Annotated in this window: 22 protein-coding genes and 2 riboswitches; all 22 genes read right to left on the reverse strand. The window is 37.3% G+C overall.

Going from position 1 to position 23,281, the window contains the following annotated elements; translation table 11 throughout:
• Positions 1–20 precede the first annotated feature (20 nt).
• A riboswitch (TPP riboswitch) is annotated at positions 21–134 on the reverse strand.
• 65 nt (positions 135–199) lie between these two features.
• On the reverse strand, positions 200–865 hold the full coding sequence (locus ACFSUL_RS06980; RefSeq protein WP_377933945.1) for a phosphatase PAP2 family protein: 666 nt from the start codon (positions 863–865) through the stop codon (positions 200–202).
• A 61-nt stretch (positions 866–926) separates the two neighbouring features.
• Complete coding sequence (gene ku, locus ACFSUL_RS06985) at positions 927–1,766, reverse strand: non-homologous end joining protein Ku (RefSeq protein WP_377933947.1); 840 nt, start codon at positions 1,764–1,766, stop codon at positions 927–929.
• 619 nt (positions 1,767–2,385) lie between these two features.
• Positions 2,386–3,381, reverse strand: a complete 996-nt coding sequence (dapF, locus tag ACFSUL_RS06990) for a diaminopimelate epimerase (RefSeq protein WP_377933949.1) — start codon at positions 3,379–3,381, stop codon at positions 2,386–2,388.
• 161 nt (positions 3,382–3,542) lie between these two features.
• A complete protein-coding gene (locus ACFSUL_RS06995; protein WP_377933952.1) occupies positions 3,543–4,790 on the reverse strand; it encodes an EAL and HDOD domain-containing protein in 1,248 nt (415 codons plus the stop codon).
• A gap of 234 nt (positions 4,791–5,024) precedes the next feature.
• Complete coding sequence (locus ACFSUL_RS07000) at positions 5,025–6,317, reverse strand: NCS2 family permease (RefSeq protein WP_377933954.1); 1,293 nt, start codon at positions 6,315–6,317, stop codon at positions 5,025–5,027.
• A 296-nt stretch (positions 6,318–6,613) separates the two neighbouring features.
• Complete coding sequence (gene ribH, locus ACFSUL_RS07005) at positions 6,614–7,084, reverse strand: 6,7-dimethyl-8-ribityllumazine synthase (protein WP_071411660.1); 471 nt, start codon at positions 7,082–7,084, stop codon at positions 6,614–6,616.
• A 21-nt stretch (positions 7,085–7,105) separates the two neighbouring features.
• Entirely contained in the window at positions 7,106–8,299 is a 1,194-nt protein-coding gene (locus tag ACFSUL_RS07010; RefSeq protein ID WP_377933956.1) for a bifunctional 3,4-dihydroxy-2-butanone-4-phosphate synthase/GTP cyclohydrolase II, read from the reverse strand.
• Between the two features lie 406 nt (positions 8,300–8,705).
• A complete protein-coding gene (gene ribE, locus ACFSUL_RS07015; RefSeq protein WP_377933958.1) occupies positions 8,706–9,362 on the reverse strand; it encodes a riboflavin synthase in 657 nt (218 codons plus the stop codon).
• 26 nt (positions 9,363–9,388) lie between these two features.
• Complete coding sequence (ribD, locus tag ACFSUL_RS07020; RefSeq protein WP_377933960.1) at positions 9,389–10,483, reverse strand: bifunctional diaminohydroxyphosphoribosylaminopyrimidine deaminase/5-amino-6-(5-phosphoribosylamino)uracil reductase RibD; 1,095 nt, start codon at positions 10,481–10,483, stop codon at positions 9,389–9,391.
• Between the two features lie 104 nt (positions 10,484–10,587).
• Positions 10,588–10,733: riboswitch (FMN riboswitch) on the reverse strand.
• A 188-nt stretch (positions 10,734–10,921) separates the two neighbouring features.
• Positions 10,922–12,244, reverse strand: a complete 1,323-nt coding sequence (locus ACFSUL_RS07025) for a 2-hydroxycarboxylate transporter family protein (RefSeq protein ID WP_377933962.1) — start codon at positions 12,242–12,244, stop codon at positions 10,922–10,924.
• Between the two features lie 45 nt (positions 12,245–12,289).
• A complete protein-coding gene (locus ACFSUL_RS07030; protein ID WP_377933964.1) occupies positions 12,290–13,480 on the reverse strand; it encodes an NAD(P)-dependent malic enzyme in 1,191 nt (396 codons plus the stop codon).
• A 156-nt stretch (positions 13,481–13,636) separates the two neighbouring features.
• Complete coding sequence (locus ACFSUL_RS07035; protein WP_377933966.1) at positions 13,637–14,371, reverse strand: response regulator; 735 nt, start codon at positions 14,369–14,371, stop codon at positions 13,637–13,639.
• Complete coding sequence (gene dcuS, locus ACFSUL_RS07040; protein ID WP_377933968.1) at positions 14,364–15,965, reverse strand: DcuS/MalK family sensor histidine kinase; 1,602 nt, start codon at positions 15,963–15,965, stop codon at positions 14,364–14,366. The genes ACFSUL_RS07035 and dcuS overlap by 8 nt, the downstream gene beginning before the upstream one ends.
• Before the next feature lie 132 nt (positions 15,966–16,097).
• Complete coding sequence (locus ACFSUL_RS07045; protein ID WP_377933970.1) at positions 16,098–16,418, reverse strand: four-helix bundle copper-binding protein; 321 nt, start codon at positions 16,416–16,418, stop codon at positions 16,098–16,100.
• 106 nt (positions 16,419–16,524) lie between these two features.
• On the reverse strand, positions 16,525–17,226 hold the full coding sequence (locus ACFSUL_RS07050) for a hypothetical protein (protein WP_377933972.1): 702 nt from the start codon (positions 17,224–17,226) through the stop codon (positions 16,525–16,527).
• 240 nt (positions 17,227–17,466) lie between these two features.
• The gene (gene hxlA / locus ACFSUL_RS07055) at positions 17,467–18,084 is read right to left on the reverse strand and encodes a 3-hexulose-6-phosphate synthase (RefSeq protein WP_071411651.1); all 618 of its coding nucleotides are present in this window, start codon (positions 18,082–18,084) and stop codon (positions 17,467–17,469) included.
• 15 nt (positions 18,085–18,099) lie between these two features.
• Positions 18,100–19,050 (reverse strand): sugar kinase, encoded by a 951-nt coding sequence (locus ACFSUL_RS07060; RefSeq protein WP_377933974.1) that lies wholly within the window; start codon positions 19,048–19,050, stop codon positions 18,100–18,102.
• A 34-nt stretch (positions 19,051–19,084) separates the two neighbouring features.
• Positions 19,085–19,762, reverse strand: a complete 678-nt coding sequence (gene rpiA, locus ACFSUL_RS07065) for a ribose-5-phosphate isomerase RpiA (RefSeq protein WP_377933976.1) — start codon at positions 19,760–19,762, stop codon at positions 19,085–19,087.
• 43 nt (positions 19,763–19,805) lie between these two features.
• Entirely contained in the window at positions 19,806–21,092 is a 1,287-nt protein-coding gene (locus ACFSUL_RS07070; RefSeq protein ID WP_071411648.1) for a TRAP transporter large permease, read from the reverse strand.
• The gene (locus ACFSUL_RS07075) at positions 21,092–21,571 is read right to left on the reverse strand and encodes a TRAP transporter small permease (RefSeq protein WP_071411647.1); all 480 of its coding nucleotides are present in this window, start codon (positions 21,569–21,571) and stop codon (positions 21,092–21,094) included. The genes ACFSUL_RS07070 and ACFSUL_RS07075 overlap by 1 nt, the downstream gene beginning before the upstream one ends.
• A 23-nt stretch (positions 21,572–21,594) precedes the next feature.
• Positions 21,595–22,614 (reverse strand): TRAP transporter substrate-binding protein, encoded by a 1,020-nt coding sequence (locus ACFSUL_RS07080; protein WP_377933979.1) that lies wholly within the window; start codon positions 22,612–22,614, stop codon positions 21,595–21,597.
• Positions 22,615–22,642: 28 nt separating this feature from the next.
• Entirely contained in the window at positions 22,643–23,281 is a 639-nt protein-coding gene (locus ACFSUL_RS07085) for a bifunctional 4-hydroxy-2-oxoglutarate aldolase/2-dehydro-3-deoxy-phosphogluconate aldolase (protein ID WP_377933981.1), read from the reverse strand.

Consider the following 23,281-nt stretch of genomic DNA (forward strand, 5'->3'; position numbering starts at 1 on the left):
AGTTTGCGCCAAAATTTATTTTCCGATAAACGCCACTTCCCTACGCTGGTACTATCCAGATCAGGTTATGAGGGTTCAAGACATATCGGGTCTTTCTCTCAGTCGGCCATTTTCCGACACCCCTAGTGCAGATTGCATATGTAATTTTCATTGTGAGTATACCATAATGAAGATAATTTAAAAAGCCCCTATTAGAATATTACGAATGTTTTTTCCACCTTCTTTTATTGTAAAAATGAATATAAAAAGCAATGCAAAAAGTTAACCACGCTCCTCCAGCTGTAAACCCACCAATAATATCACTTGCATAGTGAACATGTAGGTAGACCCTGCTTAATCCAATAAAAAGAACGAGAAGTCCTCCAGTAATAGCACTAATCCATTTTAAATACCGATAATCAAAAGCCCTAAATAAAATAAATGCAATCGAACCGTATAAAATGAAGGAACCCATTGAATGTCCACTAGGGAAACTATAACCACTCTGTTCAATTAATGCTTCCATATCCGGACGCTCCCGCTTAAAAAGCCATTTTAAAACCCAGTTAAAACCACCTCCAACACTGGTAGTTAGGGCAAGAAAAAGCGCTAATGAATACTTTTTATATAAAAGTAATAAAATGATGACTAACAGTGTAAATAACACTATCCACTGTACACCACCAAGATAGGTTATTACTTTCATTACCGCTGTCAACCGATCTGATACGAGTGATTGAATAAATGTAAAGACCGCATCATCAAAATGCTTTATTTCATCTTCCTGCAATTCATCTACTATATTCACAAATGCTAGTATAAATAGTACAAACACAACAAGGGATATAAATAAAAATATCCCATGTTTAAATTTTTGCTCTTTCATTATTTCTTCCCTTTCTTTAATCTCCCATTTATGACACATTCCGCTTTTTGAACTACTACATCTATTGGGCTTTTTTGGTTTTGGCAGTTGTTTTCCTCTTTTTTGTTGCCGTTTTCTTTGGCTTTTTTGGTTTTATGGAATCAATAGAGGCTTGCAATGCAGCCATAAGGTCCGTAACATTTTCTTGCGGTACATTTTCCCTAGCATTCACTACTTCTTCTCCCGTCTGTTTTGCTTGAATCAGTTCTTCAAGTCTTTCACGGTATTCATCATAGTAATTGTCTGGTTCAAATTTCGCAGTAAGTTGATCAATAAGGAGCATTGCTGTATCCAATTCCTCTTTAGGTACTTCATCTTCTCTAGGTACATTCGGCACATCACGAGTTCCCCGTACTTCATCAGGAAAATGAATTGTTTCCATTATTAATGTGTTTTCATACACTCTTATTACCGCAAGCTGTTCTTTTGAGCGTATAATAATTTTAGCAATCCCTATTTTCCCTGAATTAAGCAATGCTTTGCGAAGTAAACTGTATGCTTTTTCCCCACCGCCATTTGGTGAAATAAAATAACTACGGTTATAAAAGATAGGGTCAATCTCTTCTATTTGTATAAAATTTAAAATCTCAACAGCCTTTTCTTCATTTACCTCTTTTAATTCATTTAACTCCTCATCTTCAAGGATAACAAACTTATCCTTTGTTACTTCATACCCTTTTACAATCTCCTCATGCTCTACCTCAATCTCACAATGAGGACATACTTTTTCGTATTTAATTGGCGTATGACACTCCCTGTGCAAATTGTGAAGCTTTATATCTCTGTCCTCTGTCGCAGCATGTAATTTTATCGGAATGTTTACTAGTCCAAAGCTTATACTTCCTTTCCAAAGCGTGTGCATATGCTCTACCCCCTTTTTTCATCTTTAGTACTAGTGAAGATTTGACTTCCTATTACTAGCATGAGTTAAAAGGTATATAATTCATTCCCTAAAACTTCTGGAAATATTCTAATCAAAAAAGAGCACAATACATAATGGAGCACTACTATCTAATAAAAAAGAGGCTGGGACATAACTAAAGTACTATACCCTAAAGACGAACAATGTCAGGTTAAATTATTTAGTAATCGCTGTTAAACACCGCTGTTGATTTCCGTGTCAAGACTTCGCTTTCCGCGGGCGGTCGGTGAGCCTCCGGGAAAAGCGGAAGCGGCTTGATCAGCTCGTGAAGAAAATAGGAAAATCCCCTAAAGGCGTCCTTTGCCTTTTGGGGATTTTGTCTTTTTCACAGCGAGCTAGCCGCTGGAGCTAGACATGCGCTGCGCTCTTGCGAGGTCTCACCTGTTCCGCTTTTCCCGCAGGAGTCTTCGTCTTGCACTCCAATCAACAGCTAGAACAAGTTTAAAAGAACAACACGTTTTATGAAGACTTTAAAAAAATCCGAACTAATTCAAATGAAAGAATTAGTTCGGATTTTTTATTCACCTAGAACACATTTGTCCAGCCTCTTGTGCGTTATCTATGCACTTAAAAACACTTTTCTTTCCACCACTTTTTGAGCATGATCTTTTAGTAGTTCATACTGTTCTTGTTCTGTGTAGTCAGAAGTTGATAGAACTTTGTAGGATTCAGGTTCGTTAATCGCTAGTTCTAATTCTACATCGTACAAATAGGTGGCATTACCGATTAAGTCCATATTATACTTATCCGCACCTAACTTGTTCACTACAACACGCACTTTACCGCCATTATTGTATACTTCAATTTCTTTATTAAAAGAGTTCAAATCAAGTAGGCAGGAGACAAGACTTGAAGCAGACATTGCTGTACCGCAAGCATTCGTAAATCCAACGCCTCTTTCAAAAGTACGAACATAAATTGCTCCATCATCTATTGGATGAACGAAACTTACATTGACACCATCTGGGAAAAGGTTGTTTGGACCATTTACAGATTCTGAAATACATTTTTGCTCATTCGACACAATATTTTCAACCTTTACGATACTAATAAGATGCGGATTTGGAACCGCAACCGCTGTAAAATGAAGGCGGTCTGAAATTTCCGGGACCTTTTTATCAATTAATGTTGAGCGATCTAAATTCATTGGCAGTTCTTTAAGATCAAAAAGGACTGGAGAAATTTCCACTTTATAAGTAGGAAGCCCTTCATAGATAGATGCGGCTTCCGAAACGTTTAAGTTGGCTTTCATTGTTTCAATAACAATATTCTTTTTATTTAAAAGCTCACAAACATATCTGCCAACACAACGCAAACCATTTCCACACATCGATGCTTCAGATCCATCGGCATTAAAAACGCGCATTTTTGCATCACATGTTTCACTATTCAAGACGAATAGAATGCCATCAGCACCTAAACCATCATGACGATCACAAAGCGATATTGTTAAATTTTGTCTATCTTCTTCCGTGAAATTGTACGTATCTTTTAACTCATCAATTAATAAGAAGTCATTACCTGATCCGTGACATTTTGTTAGTTTCAAATTCATTGCGAAACCCCTCCAGCAATTTTACCTAGTTATCTATATTCTTAATATCCCTAGCTTGCCACAACCAAGCCCATTTGGCAATATGGTTGACGATCTGTATGAATTTACAAAATAAAGAGGACTGCTTGTAGAAAAGCAGCCCCTTTATTTTTCTAACTTTCCTATTCAGCAAACTCCTCTTCTTGAATAAGCAATTGCTCAGACCACTGACAAGCATTTTGATAGAAATGACTTATTTCCTTTTGAGTAAAACCTAACTTATTTGTTAATTCTTCTACAGTTTTCCAATTCGCTTGTTCTATTGCGATAACCAAATCTAAAACTTCTTTCATGCGGTTTGGAATACCTCTTAGAGCATCACCAATATCATCCAATAACGGAAGTTCTTTTAATATTGTTTCCATTGGAACTCCTAATATCGTTTCCATCAATGAAAATAATCCTGTAAGAAAATAACTTGATCTACTCTCATTGGGAATACTATGTGAGGCGATTAGTTCACACATTTTCGCTCTTGTTAAACACAATTTTATCACTTCATTTTCTAGTTGCTCTTTCTTGCCGGTCTGCTCTCTCACCGCTAATACGTATATCCACCTTTGAATCTCAAAGAGCCCTAATAACACAATAGCCTGCCTAATCGAACTGATTTTATGTTTTGGTCTGTAAGCTGGGGAATTAATTAGTTTTAACAGTTTATAAGATAGCGACAAATCTTGCTCTATTAACTGTGCAATGAGATCAATGCTTGGCTCTTTCATCTCCAAACTTTGAATTACAGAATAATGGGAATGAAAATAAGCTGGTACATCATGTGTTGAAAGTATTTTTGGCTTGCTAAAAAAGTATCCTTGAAAATAATGATATCCCTTTTCTTTCGCTTCCATAAAATCTTCTTGCGTCTCTACTTTTTCTGCTAACAACTTGAATCCTAAGAGAGTAGCTAATACTTCTATTTTATTTCTTTTTACCCCATTTGTTGCTAAGAAGTCTACTTTAACATAATCCGCTAGCTTCATTAATTCATTACAATAAGGATTATTTTCTTGAAGAACAAAATCATCCAATGCTAATTTATAGCCAAGTCTTCTTAGTTCTTTGCAAATCCCCACTATTTCCGCATTAGGTTCAATTGTTTCCAATATTTCTACTACTATCTCTCGAGGATTAAAGAAGGTCGGAACCTTTAATTTTAATAAATTGGCTGTAAAATTTATAAAGCAGGGCTTACCTGCCGAAAGAGAATCGATTCCAATGTTTAAAAAACTATTTATAATTACGTCCGCTGTCGCTTGGTCCCCATCAATATTTGGAAAAGAATTGATATCATTATTACGATAAAGTAATTCATATGCTACCGTTTGCTCACTTCTATCAAAGATTGGCTGCCTTGCAACAAAAACTTCCATGGCTATTCACTCCTGCTTCATCCCCGTTTATTCGATATTTCTAACTTTTATAGTAATAAATTCACTTTACTTAATATTATGTATATTATCAGAATAACAAGAAATATGTGGAAAGTCCACGAAAAGTTCCATGCAATAGCGTTTATCACTTTCTATATACACTCTGTCTTTTTTCCATAAAACTAGAAAAAAATATCCCATTAGCAACAATCGCTAATGGGACATTTATATATATTAATGAAAAGAATGAACAATAAAGTTCATCAAAAATAAACAAGCAATAATATACAGTGGAACTGAAACTTCCTTCGCTTTACCTGTTGCTAATTTTAAAACAGGGTACATAATAAAACCAATCGCAATTCCATCTGCAATGCTATAAGTAAATGGAATCATTGCAATAATAAATATTGCCGGAAATGCTTCTGTTATATCACTTAAGTCCATATGACGGATATTTTGAATCATTAATCCCCCAATAATAATTAAAATTGGAGCGATGGAATGATCCGGAATCCATTTTAAGTATGGAATAAAAAGAAGTGATCCCAGGAACAAGACACCTGTTGTTAACGAAGTAAGACCTGTTCGTCCACCAGCAGATATTGCTGCTGCACTTTCTACCGTAGATACAGTAGGACTTGTGCCAAACAACCCAGATGTTAAGGCAGAGAATGCATTAGCTTGAAATGCTTTCTTATATTTATGCGGGTGCCCCGCCATGTTTACATGACCTTGTACAAGACCAATGTTTTCAAAAACGAGAACCATCGTGACAGAAAACACGGCAACCCAAAACGGTATCTTCATAATGGGCGCAAACGAAAGCTGACCAAATACACTTCCGTACTCTTGCCATCCAAAGCCGCTTCCAGAATTAAGCGTAGGCTCTATACCGAAAAGAAAACCGAGTAGTGTTCCGAATCCAATACTCCACAAAAAATGCCCTTTTACATTGCGTATGAACAGAAAAATGGTTACGAGAAATGTAATAATCGTAGCCAGAACTTTTAGTTCACTAAAATCACCAATTGTAATGATGGCATTTTCTCCTCTTTGGATTAAACCGCCCTTTTCTAAACCGATAAACATTAGAAACATACCTAATCCAACAGTAATTGCTTCTTTTAATATTTGAGGAATAGCTTTGGAAATTACCGGCGTAAGCTTTGTAAATGCAATAACCATAAATACCACTCCGGAAACAAATACAACGGCCAAAGCTTCTTGCCACGAGAGCCCACCTGAGTTTACTAATGTATACGTAAACATTGCGTTGATTCCCATTCCGGGAACAAGCAAAATTGGTGCATTCGCCCAAAAAGCCATAACGACACAACCTAAGAAGGACGTGAGAATCGTTGCGATTACTGCCCCCTCAAATGGAATACCTGCCTCTGATAAAATTAATGCATTTACTGCGATAATATAGACAATTGTAAAATACCCAATTGTCCCTGCCATCATTTCCTGCTTTACACTCGTTTGGTGGTCCTTTAATTGAAAAAGATCCTTAAATGGCTTCATACTATCTTCCTAAAAATGCTGCCCTCTCCCTACCCGCTCCATCCAAAAAGGGGAGCCACAAAATTATATTTTAACAAATAGATTTTGGTTTGCCAATATATAATTACCTCGGATCAACGGTTAAATATAGTGGTTTATTTAACTGTTGATTTTAAATTGAACTTCAACTGTTGAAAATATGTAGATTTTCAACAGTTGAATTCATGTAAATTTGCACAAAAAAAGACAAATCTAAAGGAACAGTCACTTTTCCCTTTAGATCCGTCTCTTTTTATAAATCCCGTGAAATTGTGCTATTATCCTTCAATATCACGAAGTAAATTTGCCATTTCTATTGCTGACACCGCAGCATCCCAGCCTTTGTTCCCCGCTTTTGTTCCTGCTCGTTCAATTGCTTGCTCGATTGTATCTGTTGTTAATACACCAAATATTACTGGAACGTCTTCCTGTAATCCTACATTAGCTACCCCTTTTGCAACTTCTCCACTTACATAATCAAAATGTGCCGTAGCACCTTTTATTACAGTTCCTAGGGTAATAACAGCATCATACTTTTTGGATCTTGCTAATTTTTTTGCAACAACTGGAATTTCAAATGCTCCTGGTACCCACGCAACACTAACATCTTCTTCATGAACACCATGGCGTTTTAATGCATCTTCTGCACCGCCTAATAATTTTGACGTAATAAATTCATTAAAACGTCCTACTACGATTGCTATTTTCAAACCTGATCCAACTAAATTTCCTTCATATACTCTCTTCATTTTCAATTCCTCCTAATTGTATTAAAGTTTTAATAAATGTCCTAGTTTAGCTTGCTTTGTTTTTAAATATTTTTCATTTTCTTTTTTCGTTGGCATTTGGATCGGAACTCTGTCGACTATCTCTAATCCATATCCTTTAATTCCGGCAATTTTCCGAGGGTTATTTGTTAACAACCGAATGTTTTCTATTTTTAAATCCCTTAAAATTTGTGCTCCAATTCCATAATCACGAAGATCTGCACCAAAACCTAACTTATGGTTCGCTTCTACCGTATCAAAGCCTTCTTCTTGTAGTTTATATGCCTTCATCTTGTTCACAAGACCGATTCCTCGACCCTCTTGTCTCATATAAAGGAGAACCCCTCTACCTTCTTCCTCAATTTGCGAAAGTGCAGCTGCTAGTTGCGGTCCACAATCACAGCGATTTGATCCGAAAACATCCCCTGTCAGACACTCTGAATGGACACGAACAAGGACGTCTTCTCCTTCGCTCCATGTTCCTTTTACGAGTGCTACATGTTCTTTCCCGGTTAAATTCTCTGTGTAGGCTACTGCTTTAAATTCGCCAAATTCTGTTGGTAACTCTATTTCTACCTCCCGAGTAATCAATTTTTCTTTATTTCGGCGGTACGCAATTAAATCTTGGATAGTGATTAATTTTAAATCCCATTTTTCTGCAATTTCACTTAACTCTGGAACTCTTGCCATTGATCCATCTTCATTCATTATTTCACAAATAACCCCAGCTGGTTCCGAACCGGATAATAGTGCAAGATCAACAGCCGCTTCGGTATGACCGGCTCTTTTTAGCACTCCACCCTTTTTAGCAACAAGCGGGAAAATATGCCCTGGTCGATTAAAATCTGTTGGTTTTGATTCCTCTTTTAAGATTTCAAGAATTGTCGTGGATCGCTCAAACGCACTAATCCCTGTTGAAGTTGAAACATGGTCAACACTGACAGTAAAGGCAGTCCCGTGTGAATCTGTATTCACATTCGCCATCGGAACAAATTCTAATTTGTTAGCCTTTTCTTCTGTAATCGGTGTACAAATAAGGCCTCTTCCCTCTTTTGCCATAAAATTAATGACTTCCGGTGTTGCCTTCTCTGCTAAAGCGATAAAATCTCCTTCGTTCTCTCGATTTTCATCATCAACAACGATAACTACTTTACCTGCTTTTAAATCTTCTATTGCTTCCTCAATAGTATGAAACATAGGAAAGCCTCCCTAATATTAGAGTTGAACAATTTTTGTCTAGTTCCAGCGGCTAGCCCCTCGAGGTCATAAGCCAACCATCCCATAAAGGCAAAAACGCCTTTCTGGGAGCTCGTCTTATGCTTGTCGGGGCTGGACGAGCCGCTTCCACTTTTCTTTGTCCAGTTCCAGCGGCTAGCCCCTCGAGGTCATAAGCCAACCATCCCGTAAAGGCAAAAAACGCCTTTCTGGGATGCTCGTCTTATGCTTGTCGGGGCTGGACGAGCCGCTTCCACTTTTCTTTGTCCAGTTCCAGCGGCTAGCCCCTCGAGGTCATAAGCCAACCATCCCGTAAAGGCAAAAAACGCCTTTTCGGGATGCTCGTCTTATGCTTGTCGGGGCTGGACGAGCCGCTTCCACTTTTCTTTTAATCTAAAAATCCATTTTTGGACAGCATTTCAGTTGTAATTGAGCTTTTCTTTTCAGGTGGATTGTTCTTCAATTCATAAAATCGGTGAAAGTATTTTGCCATTACGTCACATTCTATATTGACATTGCTTCCAACTCTTTTGCTACCTAAAATAGTATCGTGCCTTGTTTGTGGAATAAGCGAGATTGTAATCTTATTATCCTCTACACCAAATACTGTAAGAGATGTTCCGTCCACTGTGACAGATCCTTTATGTATAAAAAGGTGTTGAAGCTCAGAAGGTATCTCGATTCCGATATAAAGGGCATTCTCTTTTTCACCTATATCTTTAATAATTCCCACTCCATCAACATGACCTGTAACGAAGTGGCCTCCAAACCGACCATTTGCACTCATCGCTCTTTCAAGGTTGACAGGTGAACCGTTTGTCAACTCCTTAAGAGTCGTTGACATAAACGTTTCAGGCATCACATCCATTGTGAATGCACGGGAAGTAAAAGAAGTAATGGTTAAACAAACCCCATTTACACTAATACTGTCCCCTATATGAGCATCCTCTAAAATCCCTTGAGCACTGACGGTCAAACTCATGGATGTAGCGGAACGTTTTATACTTTCAATTTTGCCTATTTCTTCGACAATCCCTGTAAACATATTGTGCTCCCTTTCTGCCTAAGAAATTATTGATTGCATTTTTTAGGAACTGCAATAATCTTTATATCATTTTCGAGCTTTTCGATGGAGAGTATTTCTACTTCTTGTCCTTCTGCAATGGACGAAAATCCTCTGCCTCCAAAGCTCGTAAACGCATCCTTACCTCCAACTAATTTAGGGGCTAGATAAACGACAAGTTCCTGAAAAGCTGCTTCTTCTAAAAAGGAATAATGTATGGAGGACCCACCTTCCACATAAAGTGAGGTTATACTACGTTTCCCTAGTTCCTCTAACACTTCCTCTATAGTCAGTTTTGAACTACCTAACGGAACGATTTCACAATAGGCACTTTCATAACGTTCTATTTCTTCTTTACTGACATTTTTCCCTGTAATAATAATTGTTTTACTTTCGTTATCTTGTACAACATTAGACTCAATTGGTGTTTTTAAATGTGTATCTAATATAATTCGAATGGGATTTATTCCACCTTGGGGCAATCGGGTGGTGAGATGCGGGTTATCACGTATCACAGTGTTGACTCCTACTAATATCGCGTCATGCCGGTGACGATCATAGTGGACATTTTGCCTTGAAGATTCTGATGTTATCCATTTACTATCCCCATTTGCTGTAGCTGTTTTACCATCTAGTGTGCTAGCTGTTTTTAATGTGACGTATGGGGTTTTATGTTGAATAAAATGAAAAAAGTGTTTATTTATTTCTAATGCTTCTTGTTCACAAATACCAGTATGTACCTCGATACCAGCTTCCTTAAGCCGCTTAGTTCCCTGTCCAGCTACAAGCGGGTTAGGATCTGTGCAAGCAATAAAAACTCTTTTTATTTTTCTATCAATAATAAGGTTCGAACAAGGTGGAGTTTTTCCAAAGTGAGAGCAAGGTTCCAATGTTACATATATATCTGCACCTTCTGCTTTAGCACCTGCTTGGTTTAAAGCATGTACTTCTGCATGTCCCTCACCAGGCTTTAAATGCGCCCCCATTCCAACGACCTCGCCATCTTTCACGACAACTGCTCCAACCGCAGGATTCGGTGATGTTTGGCCTCTAGTCGACTCTGCCATTGATAGAGCTAACTTCATATAATGTTCCGATTGCACTAATGAACCTCCTTTTTATAAAAATAAAACCCCAAGCATAGATACTTGGGGAGAATTGGCATGACTTAATAAACATTTGTAGAAAATGACATTTTACAAACGCTGCACTCCTTCTCCCATCCAGACTTTCACTGTCGGTTTTGGAATTTCACCAAATCAGCCATCACATTACGATATGACGGGTCACGGACTAAGAGCCTGTAAGCTCATCACCGTCGGTAGGGATTTTCACCCTGCCCCGAAGGATTAAACTATTCGATTAACATTATATTATCATAGTTTTCTCACTTTTTACATTAAAAATGCTTAGATTTTTTTCTTTTTTCTTTTTTTGATATTTGACCATATATGGCACTAGCTAGAGCTACTTTTTCATTAAATTAGAAGAGGGAAAGAGATTGTTCAATCAATCTCTTTCCCTCTTCTGCTTATTTTGTTTTACAACAGCGGTATAATCAGTCCTGCCAATAATAGAATGAGAGCTCCGCCTAGACGTGAAGAAATCTGTGCAAAAGGCATTAGTTCCATTCTTTTCGATGCAGATAATACAGCAACGTCGCCAGTACCACCCATATTTGCCATACATAGTCCAGCCGTAATAGCTGATTCAATTGGATAGAAACCAACTAGTTTCCCAAGAATTGCTGCCCCGATAACGGCACCAAGTACTACACCAAATACGGTTAAAATATACTGAAGAGTTAACGCTTCAATAACTGTATTTAAATCTGTATACGCCACACCGATTCCAAATAGTAGCGCGAATGTCCAATTGCTTGCTACAAATTGATACCACTGGCTTGCGCCATCAAGAACTGTTGGAGGAATAATGTTTGTAATCTTTGCGAGTGCAACTAATACAATCATAATTGCATAAGGATGTAACGGAATAAAGGAGCCAAGTAGCGTTCCAACGGTAAAGAAAGTTAATGCTGCTAATAAACCCGCTCCCATTTTCCCAATGTCATACTTTTGCTCTGTTTTCTCATATTTAAATCCTTTCATTAATTGTCCATTCCCCGTTAAGGAAGGAATTTTTTTACCGATAATATCAAGAATAGATGCTAGAATAATCGCAAAAACATTCCCAAGTGCCAAAGCGGGAACGAGCATGGAAATATAGTAGCTTGGCTCATTTCCAAGTAACTCGGAATAGATTTGACTCATTGGAACGGCTCCAGCCCCCATTCCACCACCCATGATAGGCATAGTAATAACTAATATTGCCTCTTGTAGGGAAAAGCCGACAAGCGACCCGAATAGTCCAGCAATTACTATCGCGCCTGCTACTGCCCCAAAAATTGGTAGAAAATACCGCAATCCAACTTTAATTAAAACTTTCGAATTCATTCCTAAAATACTGCCTGTAATTAGAGCGGCAATATAGAAATTTAAAAATCCACCCGTTTTCATAAAATCAGTAATGGATGTTGTTACCGTTTCTGGAAGTAGGCCTGCATATACCATGAAAGCGGAACCAAAAATAGCTATAATTGCTCCTCCACCTAAAAATGTTTTTACAATGGGGGTACGATCACCTACCCACCCAAACAATTCTCCTAGCACAATCATTACTAACAAACTACCAATCATTCCACCTGGAAGATTTCCTGTGTATAAACTTACTAATGTAATGGCAGAAAAGATAAGAAACCATACTATTGGTATATTAAATATTTTTAACCCATTAGTTTGTTCAAGCGTATACACTTTGTCTTGTTTTTTTGATTCATAAGAAAGTGTTTTTGCTGTTTGTTCCATAAAATTCATCTCCCTCTCGTAAACTTGCTAGAAAGAAGCTCCCCATTAAGAAACGGAGCTTCTTGTTTTCTTTTCTTTTATCGCAATCTTCCTGACAGAGTTTGCAACGATTTCAGCTACTCTTTGATCTAATGCTTTTGGAATGACATAATCGGCTTTTAATTCTTGTTCACTAACTGCATCAGCAATCGCATAAGATGCTGCAAGTTTCATTTCCATTGTGATGTCCCTTGCCTTTGCTTCTAATGCACCTTTGAAGATCCCCGGAAAGGCAAGTAAGTTATTCACTTGGTTCGGGTAATCCGACCTACCGGTACCAACTACTGCTGCACCCGCTTCTAACGCCTCTTCTGGATATATTTCCGGAATTGGATTAGCCATTGCGAATACAATTGCTTTTTCATTCATTTTCTTTATGTGATGAGGTTTTAGGGCACCAGGTCCTGAAACTCCAATGAAAACATCTGCACCGGCAACCGCTTCTTCTAATGATCCCTTAACTCCCCGGAGATTTGTTTTCTCTGCCATTTTCTCTTGCATAGGATTTAACCATTTCTCTCCTTTAGTCACGATGCCTTCTAGACTAACAAGTGTAATATCCTTGAAACCCGCATATAGTAACAATTCGGAAATCGCAATACCTGCTGCACCTGCCCCATTTACAACAATCTTTATTTTTTTATAAGATTTCTTCACTACCTTTAAGGCATTTAGTAAACCAGCTAGCACAACAATTGCTGTTCCATGCTGATCATCATGAAAAACAGGAATATCAAGTTCTTGCTTCAGTCGTTTTTCGATTTCAAAACATCGGGGAGCGGCTATATCTTCTAGGTTTATCCCTCCAAATGTCGGAGCTAGCGCTTTTATGATATTGATGATTTCCTCGACATCCTTCGTATCTAAGCAAATCGGAAATGCATCAATTCCAGCAAACTTTTTAAATAGTAAACTCTTTCCTTCCATCACAGGTAAAGCTGCTTTTGGACCAATATCTCCAAGCCCCAAAACTGCTGTACCATCCGTTACAACAGCAACCATATTCCCTCTTGAAGTTAGCTTGTCTACTTCTACTGGATTATCAGCAATTGCCTTGCAAACGTCGGCAACACCTGGTGTATAAACTAAGCTAAGGTCTTCTTCGGATGTAATCTCCATTTTACTAACTACTTCTATTTTTCCTGAATAGGAGCGGTGTAATTCTATCGCTTCATCTTTCAGATTTTTTTTAGACATGTCGTTCTCCCCTATCGTAATCGTTTTCAAACTATGCACTCATTTTATGAAAACGCTTTACCTTTTCCTAGCTTTTGAAAGTATTGAAGTTTTTTTGTAATTAAAAAAAGCAACCAAGATACGGCTGCTTAATAAAAGCGGAATTCTATTTACTGTTTAGCTTTCTTTATTGCTTGATAGGTATCTTTCAAGCAATGGTATTTTCATTTTATTTAAAGAATAATGATAAACAGGCCTACCTATCCCATAAGTCAATGTTTCTTCTAAAATATCGTTATCCTTAAGAAACTTTAAATATTTTCTTATAGATACCCTTGAAATATTAGAAGCCTCTGCGATGTCATCCGTTGAAAACGACTTCGTTTTAAAGTGTTTAATATGATCATAAATAATCTCCAATGTACTTTGTGTTAACCCTTTAGGCAAGAGCGGCGTTTCCTCTACAGCAGTTCTTTCACCACCTCCCATTAAATACCGATCTAATTCGTTTTGGTCTATCTTTCTATTCATTTTAAGCAAATCCTGTTTTTCTTTATATAGAGTTAATGCTTTGTAAAAACGCTCAAACTCAAATGGCTTTATTAAATAATCTACTGCTCCCTGTCTTAAAGCCGCTTGGATTTTATCAACTTCAGATGCAGCAGTAATAAGAATAACATCTACTTCTCTTCTTTCCCTTCTGATGCTACTAAGTAAGTCAAGTCCTGTTTTTCCGCCTGGCATATACACATCTAGTAAAATTAAATCGACTTTGTTTTCCTCTATTTTCTTCCTTGCATCATCTACAGAATGCGCTAATCCTATTAGCTGAAAACCTTCTATTTCTTGTAAATATTGTTGATTGAACTTCGCTACCATTGGATCGTCTTCCACAATTAGAACATTAATCATTTTTTTCCTTCCCTCTATACGGAATTTCTACTCTAAAGGTTGTGCCTAAGTTTCGTTTCGATTCAACATGCAAATTTCCACCTAGCTTTTTAATACTCTGATTCACTAAGTAAAGTCCATACCCTCTTTTCTGCCCTTTAGAAGAATACCCTTTCATAAAAATATCGTCCAATTTCTCTCTTGAAATGCCAACTCCTGTATCTGTTATTATCACTTCGAGCAGTTCTTCTTGATAGGAAAGCTCTACTAACAACTCTTTTTCTGCTGACGATGCCATTGAATCAACAGCGTTATCAATAAAGTTCCCTAAAATTGTTATGATGTCATGCGTTATAGATGTGTCCTTTGGTTCCGGAATGATCGTATGGCACTCCATTGTCATTTCTACATTGGCTTCGCGTGCAAAACTTAATTTCCCCATGACAAAACCAGCAAGCACTGGGTCTTTTATTCTTTTGGTTACACTTGTTACTTCATCTTCCTGATGTGAGACAAGGTCTTTTATGTATTCCTTTAATTTTGTATAATAGCCCATTTTCACTAAACCAAGAATAACATGCAGGTTATTCTTAAACTCATGTGATTGTGCACGAAGAGCATCTGCATATGTTTTTACACCTGTCAGTTGCTCAGCTAACAGATTTACCTCTGTTTTGTCACGGAAGGTAGAAATGGCCCCTACTACCTCATTATTTACTATTAAAGGGACTCTATTTACTAAAATGGAGACGCCATTAATAACTTGTTCGTCATCTAGTTCTGCTTCACCCGACTCGAGCACACGCTCTAGCCTAGTTTGTGGCAAATAATCTTGCACTTGCTTTCCTATCATATTAGAAGGAAGTCCTGCTTTATTGAAAATTTTCACAGCTGATTTATTAACTAATGCAATTGTTGAATCTTTGTTTACTGCTATAATTCCTTCATGCACCGATTGTAACATCGTATTACGCTCTTCTAATATTTTCGCAATTGTGATTGGCTCGAGGCCAAATAATGTTTTTTTTATATATTTTGCCATAATAAAAGCACCAATAATTCCAACGAGTATACCAATAATTGACCCTATTAAAATATTTTCATGTCCCTGATCCAAAGCCGTTTCTACACTATTAAGCGAAATTCCAACGGCAACCGCTCCTATCTGATTACCTTTTTCATTAAAAATTGGCGAAAACGCTCGAAGAGATTTCCCCAAGGTGCCTTCCGATACGGAGATACTTTCCTTACCACTTAAAACTTTTTCTTCATCTCCTCCAATAAAAGGCTTGCCTATTTGCTCCGGGTTAGGATGAGACTTTCGAATTCCCTGCATGTCCATTACAACAATAAACGACACATCGGCTGCATGTTGAATATCTTTTGAATAATCTTGAATCTCCGCAGCTCTTTCTCGGTCTAATAGTCCTTTTTGTACAATAGTTGAGTGTGCAACAGTTCTCGAAATTATTTTTGCTTTTTCCTCTAAGTTCCCTCTTATATTTTCATTGATTGTTCTACTAATTAGCAAGTCCGTAATAAGTAATGATAAAATAACCACAATACAAACAAAAAATATAATAATTGTACTTAGTTTAAATTCTCTCTTTTTCAAAAAATCAACTCCATATTTACAACCTCCATTTATTTTACAATATTTCTGACTGCAAAAGAGTAGCTTAGTGCTCTTAAATAGAAAAGAAGACCCACAATCAAGTGAGTCTTCTTTTCTAAAAACTAATATTGACTATGCAATTAGCTTACGACACTCTTCTGCACAATAAAAACATGCTTGTGCGCAATCCTGACAATGTTGATAATCATGTGATTTACACTCTGTTCCACACGCATCACAAATCTCAGCACAAAGGGATAAGATTTGCTTTACGAACGAACTGCTTCTTTGCATCGAGGAAACAGCTAAACTGCAAACCTCTGCACATTCTCTATCAAGTTCTAGGCAACGCGCCATCTTGTTTTCCTCTTTTAAACAAGCATGATAACAAATATTGCAAGCTTCCATGCATCGATTAGCTGCCTCTATACATGTTTTATATCCAGCGTTCATGATACATCCTCCTCGTTTTGTCGGATATATTTTTCATTCTAATAATCTTGAGTTAAATGACTGTTTCTACCTCGTTACTTTTTCCCTTTTTCTCAAAATTATAACCTTAAGAAGAGAAAAAATAGTCTTTTTGAAGAATCCATACAAAGATCAGTAGCCATTCAAGGGAAGAATCGTAGGCCTCATGGAAGGTTATTACTGTATGCTGATAATCAAACACTTTTTGAAAGCTGAGGGGCATCTGTCCATTGGTGAAGGTTATTCTATCTACATCATTATAAGTCACGGTCCATTTCCCATTGTTTTTATTTAATGAAACCGTTCCTTCTAAAGTTTCGTCTGCATTCCATTTCATTGAGTTTACGTTTTTGCTCGTTAATATAAATCGATAATTAGACTTCCCTTTTCTAATAGAAATAGTGGAAGCCGTTTTTTTGAAGAAAATACAAGACTGTTTCATCGGATTTAAGCTGTAAAGTTCATATTTATTTGTGAATGATGCTCTTTTTATCTTTCTAGTAACCCAGCCATCTGTACCAACGAAATAATAATTTCCTGCTGTTTTAATTCCAATAAGACGATAATGAGATTGTCTCATCTTTTCGAATAACACTTGCCTAGCTCTTTCTACTTCACTATTTATCATGTAACTATAAGTAATGAAAGAAAGACCTAAGAAAAAAACCAGTAACGGAATTTGATAATAACCTTCACTTACTATCAAAACACTGACACCAACAATAAAAAGTAATACACTCTTATATAAAAGACGATATCGCTCATTTAAATAAATTTGATAGAGACTCATAAGCAGAACTTCCTTTCGAACAGCCAACTCTCTTTTCTATTAATCTATGCTTATGCACTCAAAATATTCAAAGATTCTTATTGTTCAAGAGTGTGGCGAGATTCGAGATAGATCAATCGTCGAAACGCATTAAAAATTTAAAAATCCCACCATTGGAGTGGGATTACTAAATGATTTTTATCTCTATTCTATTTTATTGCTATTATGACTAATCAGAAATAACGGTACCTACAATCCAATTTAAGCTAGCAACTTTCTCATTTCAGCAGCGACTTCTTGCGGATTTTCCGCCTTTGTTATCGCGCTTCCAACAATAATTGTGTTAGGCCTTTCTTTGATAATGTCAGGTAGCGTATCTAAGTTAATTCCCCCAGCAACCGTAACCTCGACTTCGAGACCTTTTATTAAAGAAAATAAACTCGTATTAAAATTCCCTTCATGTTGCTTGTCTTTTCCAACATGAAGGCTCACGAGGTTGACGCCTAGTTCCTTTAGCTCCTCTACTCGTTCCCTTGATTCAACTTCAAGTAAATCTATCATTACCTGATTACCAGTTTTATTCGCAACATCTAACGTATCTTTAATAGTTAGATTGGATGAAAACGCCATTACAGTAGTAATATCAGCTCCAGCTTCAAATGCCTGGAGTGCTTCATGCTTCCCTGCATCACAAGTTTTCATATCAGCGACGATTTGTTTCTCTGGAAAAAGGTCCTTCATTTCACGGACAATAGCCATTCCATATTCTTTAATGACACCCGTTCCTACTTCAATAATATCAATGTCGCTCTCCGTTTCCTTTACTATCTGAATACATTCTTCTCTTGTTAACCGATCTAATGCTAGTTGTAACTTCACAGTATCACCTCATTTTTATCTTTCAATGCGCTCTTTTTCGCCTAATTTTTCTTGGACATCTTCATAGTATGGCAACCCTTCATTGTCACCACGTACACTAACTACCATAGAACCAATAGTATTAGCAAATTTCAGCGTCCTTTCCAGTTGCCATCCTTGTAATACCCCATAAATAAATCCAGCATTAAATCCATCACCTGCACCTACTGTATCAACAACCTTTGTAACTTTTATGGAAGGTGATTCGATTATCTCTCCGTTATAATATCCTACAGAGCCTTTATCCCCTTGTTTTATCGCTATAAAAGAAATACCCCATTCTTTTATTCTTTCCATGATAGCTATTGGATCTCTTTCTCCAATAATTATCTCCATTTCCTCATCGCCTGCAAGCAAGATATCTACATGGGGCAGGATTTTAGATAACACTTCGCGTGCTTCCTCCTTACTCCACATGCGTAATCGAATATTGGGATCAAAAGAGATTTTCACCCCATACTTTTTTGCTAATTCAATAGATCGTTCAATAATCGCGATGTTCTTCTCATCAATCGCAGGGAAAATTCCCGTTAAATGCAGAATTTTAGCCTGTTGAAAATAAGCTTCATCTAAATCATCTGGTGTCATCGTTAATGTAGGAGATTTATCACGGTAATAAAAAGTTCGTACATTACCATCCTCCATCATTTCTTTAAAATTTAAAGAAGTGGGGTACCCTTCGACAAGGTCTAGTTTCGAAACATCAATCCCTTCTCCGCGTGCAAAAGTTTTTATATATTTTCCAAACTCATCATTTCCCAGTCTGCTAACATAACCAGCTTTTAACCCAAGACGCGCGCAGCCAATAGCAAGGTTTAGCTCGGCCCCACCAATTTTCTTTTCAAATGTATTTACAAATTTCATCGGTCCCGTAGAAGCGGGATTAAACGTTACCATCGCTTCGCCAATTGTAATCACATCATTCACTTTCATCCCTCCAAGCACTTATCAAACGCTCATTCTATTTAGATAAAATTTCAATCTCTTTGTGTTTTGCCACAATAACTTTTGAAGCAATATTTATAAATAAACCTGTTTCTACGACCCCTACCACCTGCTTCAATTTCTCATGCAAGTTTTGTGGCTGCTTCATTGCATTAAATTGACAATCTAGAATGTAATTACCGTTATCTGACACAAATACCTCTTTATCTATTTTCCTAAGTTTCGGAACACAGCCTAGTTTTGAAATGGTTGTTGCTGTTATTTCCCACCCAAAGGGAAGTACTTCAACCGGTAGCGGAAAAGCTCCTAACTGGGGAACGATTTTAGATCCATCTACAATGATAATTAGCTCATCAGCTGCAGTATCAATAATTTTTTCCCTTACCAGTGATCCTCCTCCACCTTTGAGAAGATTAAAATAATCATCGACTTCATCCGCTCCATCAATAGCAAGATCTATCTTCGCTACTTTCGAAAAGTCTGTTAATGGAATACCGAGTTCTTTGGCCAGGCGCTCTGTTTTTCGTGAGGAAGGGATCCCTTTAATCTGCAACCCTTCTTTTACAAGCTCTCCCAATTTTTGAAGCATCCAATTAACAGTCGAACCAGAACCTAAACCAATCGTCATGCCATCTTTTATAAAATTCACTGCCTCTTCACCAGCTATTTTTTTATCAAGGTTTCTTTGTTCCAAAATGAATACCGCCCCTTTCTTAACGACTTATCAAACTACTCGACTAAAACAGATCCGGATTGAGCCACTTTGGAATAGAAAATGCAAGATCCGGTAAGAAGGCCACAAATAAGAGTACTACTAAAATAATAGCTAGGTACGGAAGCACAGCAACGAAGGACCTTTCAATGGAGAGTTCTCCAATCTTGGCAGAAAGCAATAATACTAGTCCATACGGCGGTGTCGCAAGCCCAACTGCTAATGTTATTACAACCATTAACCCTAGATGTACTGGATCAATACCAAACTCTATTGCCGTTGGTAAAACAATAGGAACAAATAAAATCATTGCAGGAATAGCATCCATAAATGTTCCGACGAAAAGGAAGAATGCAATAACAATGAGAATGAATAACCATTCTGATCCTACATTATTTGCAAAAAACTCTTGAGCTTTTGCTCCTAATTGATAATAACTTAACAACTCTCCCAATGCGCTTGCAGTAGCTAGTGCAAATAAAGAAAGCGAACTTAACGCGAGAGTATCCATTAGTATCTTCGGTAAGTCAGCCCACTTTAATGTTTTGTAAAAGAACATACTAATTAAAAAAGTGTATAACGATGCTACTGCAGCTGCTTCCGTCGCAGTGAAAAATCCAGAAATAATCCCGCCAATAATAATAATTGGTGTTAATAAAGCAGGGATCGATTCAAAGAACAACCTTGCTAGCTTTTTAAATTCTGGACGTGCAACTTTGGGATAATTTCGTTTAACAGCAATAAAATAAACGAAAATCATCATACCTAGACCAATTAAAATTCCTGGTACTATCCCTCCAAGAAATAATGCACCGATAGACGCATTTGTTAAACCAGCAAAGATGATCATTGGGATACTTGGCGGAATAACAACCCCGATAGTAGAAGATGCCGCCGTCACTCCTACTGCCGTTTCTTTGTCATATCCTTGTTTCCGCATGCTTGGGATAAGAATTTTCCCAACTCCAGCTGCATCTGCCTGAGAAGCTCCTGATACACCTGCAAACATCATCGATACAAGGATATTTGCATGTGCCAATCCCCCACGAACTGGACCAACAATTGCTAAGGCAAGGTTAATTAGCTTTTCAGAGATTTTTCCAGAGTTCATCAAGTTAGCAGCTAAAATAAATAGTGGTACAGCTAAAAGAACAAAGGAATCTAAACCATTTACCATTTTCATTGCGACGGTTGCCTCAGGAGTATACGGAATACCAAAAATACCTATTAATGCTACAATTCCAATAACAAATGCGATCGGAACCCCGGTCAACATTAAGACGATAAACAGTCCAAGTAAAAGAAATCCCATTATTCACTTACCTCCTTTGCATTCCGTAATTTCGTGTGCTCAATCAAGTGCGATAAGGAATAGACGATCATAGAACCTGCCATAATAGGGATTGCTATCCATATATATCCCATTTTCATTTCTGGTATTGTCGCCCATGTATAGTTCCAAAATTCCTTTACAATTTGAATACCTAATAAGAAAATAAAAATATTGAATACAATCAGGACTAAATCATTAAATATATTAAGTAATAATTTAGCTTTAACCTTTCTTAGTAGAAAATCAAAATTAAAGTGCTCACGTCGATTCACCATTACAGCAGCTCCCATGAAGATTGCCCATATAAACGAATAGTTCGCAACCTCCTCTGTCCAAATAACCGAAACTCCCATATACCTTGTAACAATCTGCACCAAGATGACAGAAAAGAAAAGACACAGAAACACTAACCCTACTGCAATCTGTATTTTTTCAAGTATTTGTACAAAACGTTTCACGGCTATCCCTCCCCCAAATAGACTTATTTTAATTCTCGTATGTTCTGTATCATATCTTCTACTCCAATTTCTTTCGCAAACTCATCCTGAATTGGTTTAGCCACTTCAATAAAAGGTTCTCTATTAATTTCATTCACAATTGCACCATCTTCAATTGCTTTTTCCTTGTATTCCACGTCCTGTTTATTCGTAGCCTCACGTTCAGCCTTCACCGACTCTTCAGCAGCATGTAAAATCATTTCCTGGTGTTCCTTAGAATAGCTATCAAATTTCTCCCCATTGATTAATAGAAACCTGGTAGTAAAGTCATGTGCTGTCTCCGTAATATATTTTCCATTTGGAGTAGTATGGTGAGCCTGTTGTACGAAAAATGGGTAAGCGTTTTCAGAAGAGTCTACAACGTCCTGCTGTAGGCCCTGGTAAAGCTCTCCCCACGATATCGAGGATGGAATAGCCCCTGTTTTCTCCCAAAAATCAGCAATAACACCAGATGTTTGCGTACGTAATGATACACCTTTTAAATCGTCAATAGATTCTAATGGTTTTTTACCGTAAAAATGTCTAACTCCAGCTGTCCAATAGCCTAATAGTTTAAAAGAATTATTGGATTTTTTATTAATAATTTCTCCCATCTTTTTTCCAACTTTTCCGTCAACAACCTTCAACCAATGTTCATAGCTGTCAAATAAATAAGGTGCTGAAAATAGATCCACTTCCCTAATTCCCGTTTGTGTCATAAAACCAGGGGATACAAGTACAACATCGGCTGCACCTAATTGAAGTTTTTCCACTAATTCTGATTCTTCCGTTCCAATTGTTCCGGCATGAACTTCTACTTCAATTGATCCATTGGACACTTCTTCTGCAACCTCTTTAAATTTTAGCAACCCTACCTGATACGGGCTGTCAGGTGATGTTTGGTTATGGGCTGCGATGATTTTAATCTTGCCGTCTTCCTCTGTATTAACTTGATTCGAGCAAGAAGCAAGCAATGTTACAGATGCTATAATAAGTAAAATGAAAGCGTTTGAAATTTTTCTCATTTTAAAAGCCCCCTTTATCAAACTAAAGTTATACATGAAGTTCTGTTAGCTTAGCGACGTATTGTTGTGCCCTTTGCGTTAATTGATTATAATCTTCCTCTGTATTTAATGTTTTTGCATTTACTAGATTACTACCAATTCCAACTGCGACACTTCCTTTTGATAGGTAGTCGTTCATATTATCCAATGTAATACCACCTGTTACCATTGCTTCTACGTGCGGGAGAGGCCCTAATATGTTTTTAATATAATTCGGTCCAAATACATCTGCAGGGAATACTTTTACCATCTTTGCCCCGTGTTCATAAGCCGTTACTATTTCAGTTGGCGATAACACACCAGGAATATTTAATACACCATAGCGATTTGTTAATGTTAATGTTTCTATATTTAGTGTAGGTGACACAATGAATTCAGCACCTGCCATCATTACCGATCTTGCGGTTTCAGGGTCTAGTACCGTACCAGCACCTATACAGATGTCCCCTTTCATCTGTTTTACCGCTGCTTCCATTACACTTGCTACATTGGGAGTTTCAGCAGTTATTTCAACTGCCTTCACTCCTCCTTTTGCCAATGCCTCTAAGATTGGAACAATATTCTCCTTACCTGCCTTCCGTATAACTGCTACAATTTTATTATTTTTAATTACTTCTACAGGTGTCAT

Source organism: Bacillus seohaeanensis (assembly GCF_042684945.1).
Classification (GTDB): Bacteria; Bacillota; Bacilli; order Bacillales; family Bacillaceae_B; genus Rossellomorea; species Rossellomorea seohaeanensis.

Excerpts from the sequence above, each read along its gene's own strand:
- ACFSUL_RS06980 (WP_377933945.1), bottom strand. The coding sequence starts at position 865 with ATGAAAGAGCAAAAATTTAAACATGGGATATTTTTATTTATATCCCTT.
- ku (WP_377933947.1), bottom strand. The coding sequence starts at position 1,766 with ATGCACACGCTTTGGAAAGGAAGTATAAGCTTTGGACTAGTAAACATT.
- dapF (WP_377933949.1), bottom strand. The coding sequence starts at position 3,381 with ATGAATTTGAAACTAACAAAATGTCACGGATCAGGTAATGACTTCTTA.
- ACFSUL_RS06995 (WP_377933952.1), bottom strand. The coding sequence starts at position 4,790 with ATGGAAGTTTTTGTTGCAAGGCAGCCAATCTTTGATAGAAGTGAGCAA.
- ACFSUL_RS07000 (WP_377933954.1), bottom strand. The coding sequence starts at position 6,317 with ATGAAGCCATTTAAGGATCTTTTTCAATTAAAGGACCACCAAACGAGT.
- ribH (WP_071411660.1), bottom strand. The coding sequence starts at position 7,084 with ATGAAGAGAGTATATGAAGGAAATTTAGTTGGATCAGGTTTGAAAATA.
- ACFSUL_RS07010 (WP_377933956.1), bottom strand. The coding sequence starts at position 8,299 with ATGTTTCATACTATTGAGGAAGCAATAGAAGATTTAAAAGCAGGTAAA.
- ribE (WP_377933958.1), bottom strand. The coding sequence starts at position 9,362 with ATGTTTACAGGGATTGTCGAAGAAATAGGCAAAATTGAAAGTATAAAA.
- ACFSUL_RS07025 (WP_377933962.1), bottom strand. The coding sequence starts at position 12,244 with ATGGAACAAACAGCAAAAACACTTTCTTATGAATCAAAAAAACAAGAC.
- ACFSUL_RS07030 (WP_377933964.1), bottom strand. The coding sequence starts at position 13,480 with ATGTCTAAAAAAAATCTGAAAGATGAAGCGATAGAATTACACCGCTCC.
- ACFSUL_RS07035 (WP_377933966.1), bottom strand. The coding sequence starts at position 14,371 with ATGATTAATGTTCTAATTGTGGAAGACGATCCAATGGTAGCGAAGTTC.
- ACFSUL_RS07045 (WP_377933970.1), bottom strand. The coding sequence starts at position 16,418 with ATGAACGCTGGATATAAAACATGTATAGAGGCAGCTAATCGATGCATG.
- ACFSUL_RS07050 (WP_377933972.1), bottom strand. The coding sequence starts at position 17,226 with ATGAGTCTCTATCAAATTTATTTAAATGAGCGATATCGTCTTTTATAT.
- ACFSUL_RS07070 (WP_071411648.1), bottom strand. The coding sequence starts at position 21,092 with ATGGGATTTCTTTTACTTGGACTGTTTATCGTCTTAATGTTGACCGGG.
- ACFSUL_RS07080 (WP_377933979.1), bottom strand. The coding sequence starts at position 22,614 with ATGAGAAAAATTTCAAACGCTTTCATTTTACTTATTATAGCATCTGTA.
- ACFSUL_RS07085 (WP_377933981.1), bottom strand. The coding sequence starts at position 23,281 with ATGACACCTGTAGAAGTAATTAAAAATAATAAAATTGTAGCAGTTATA.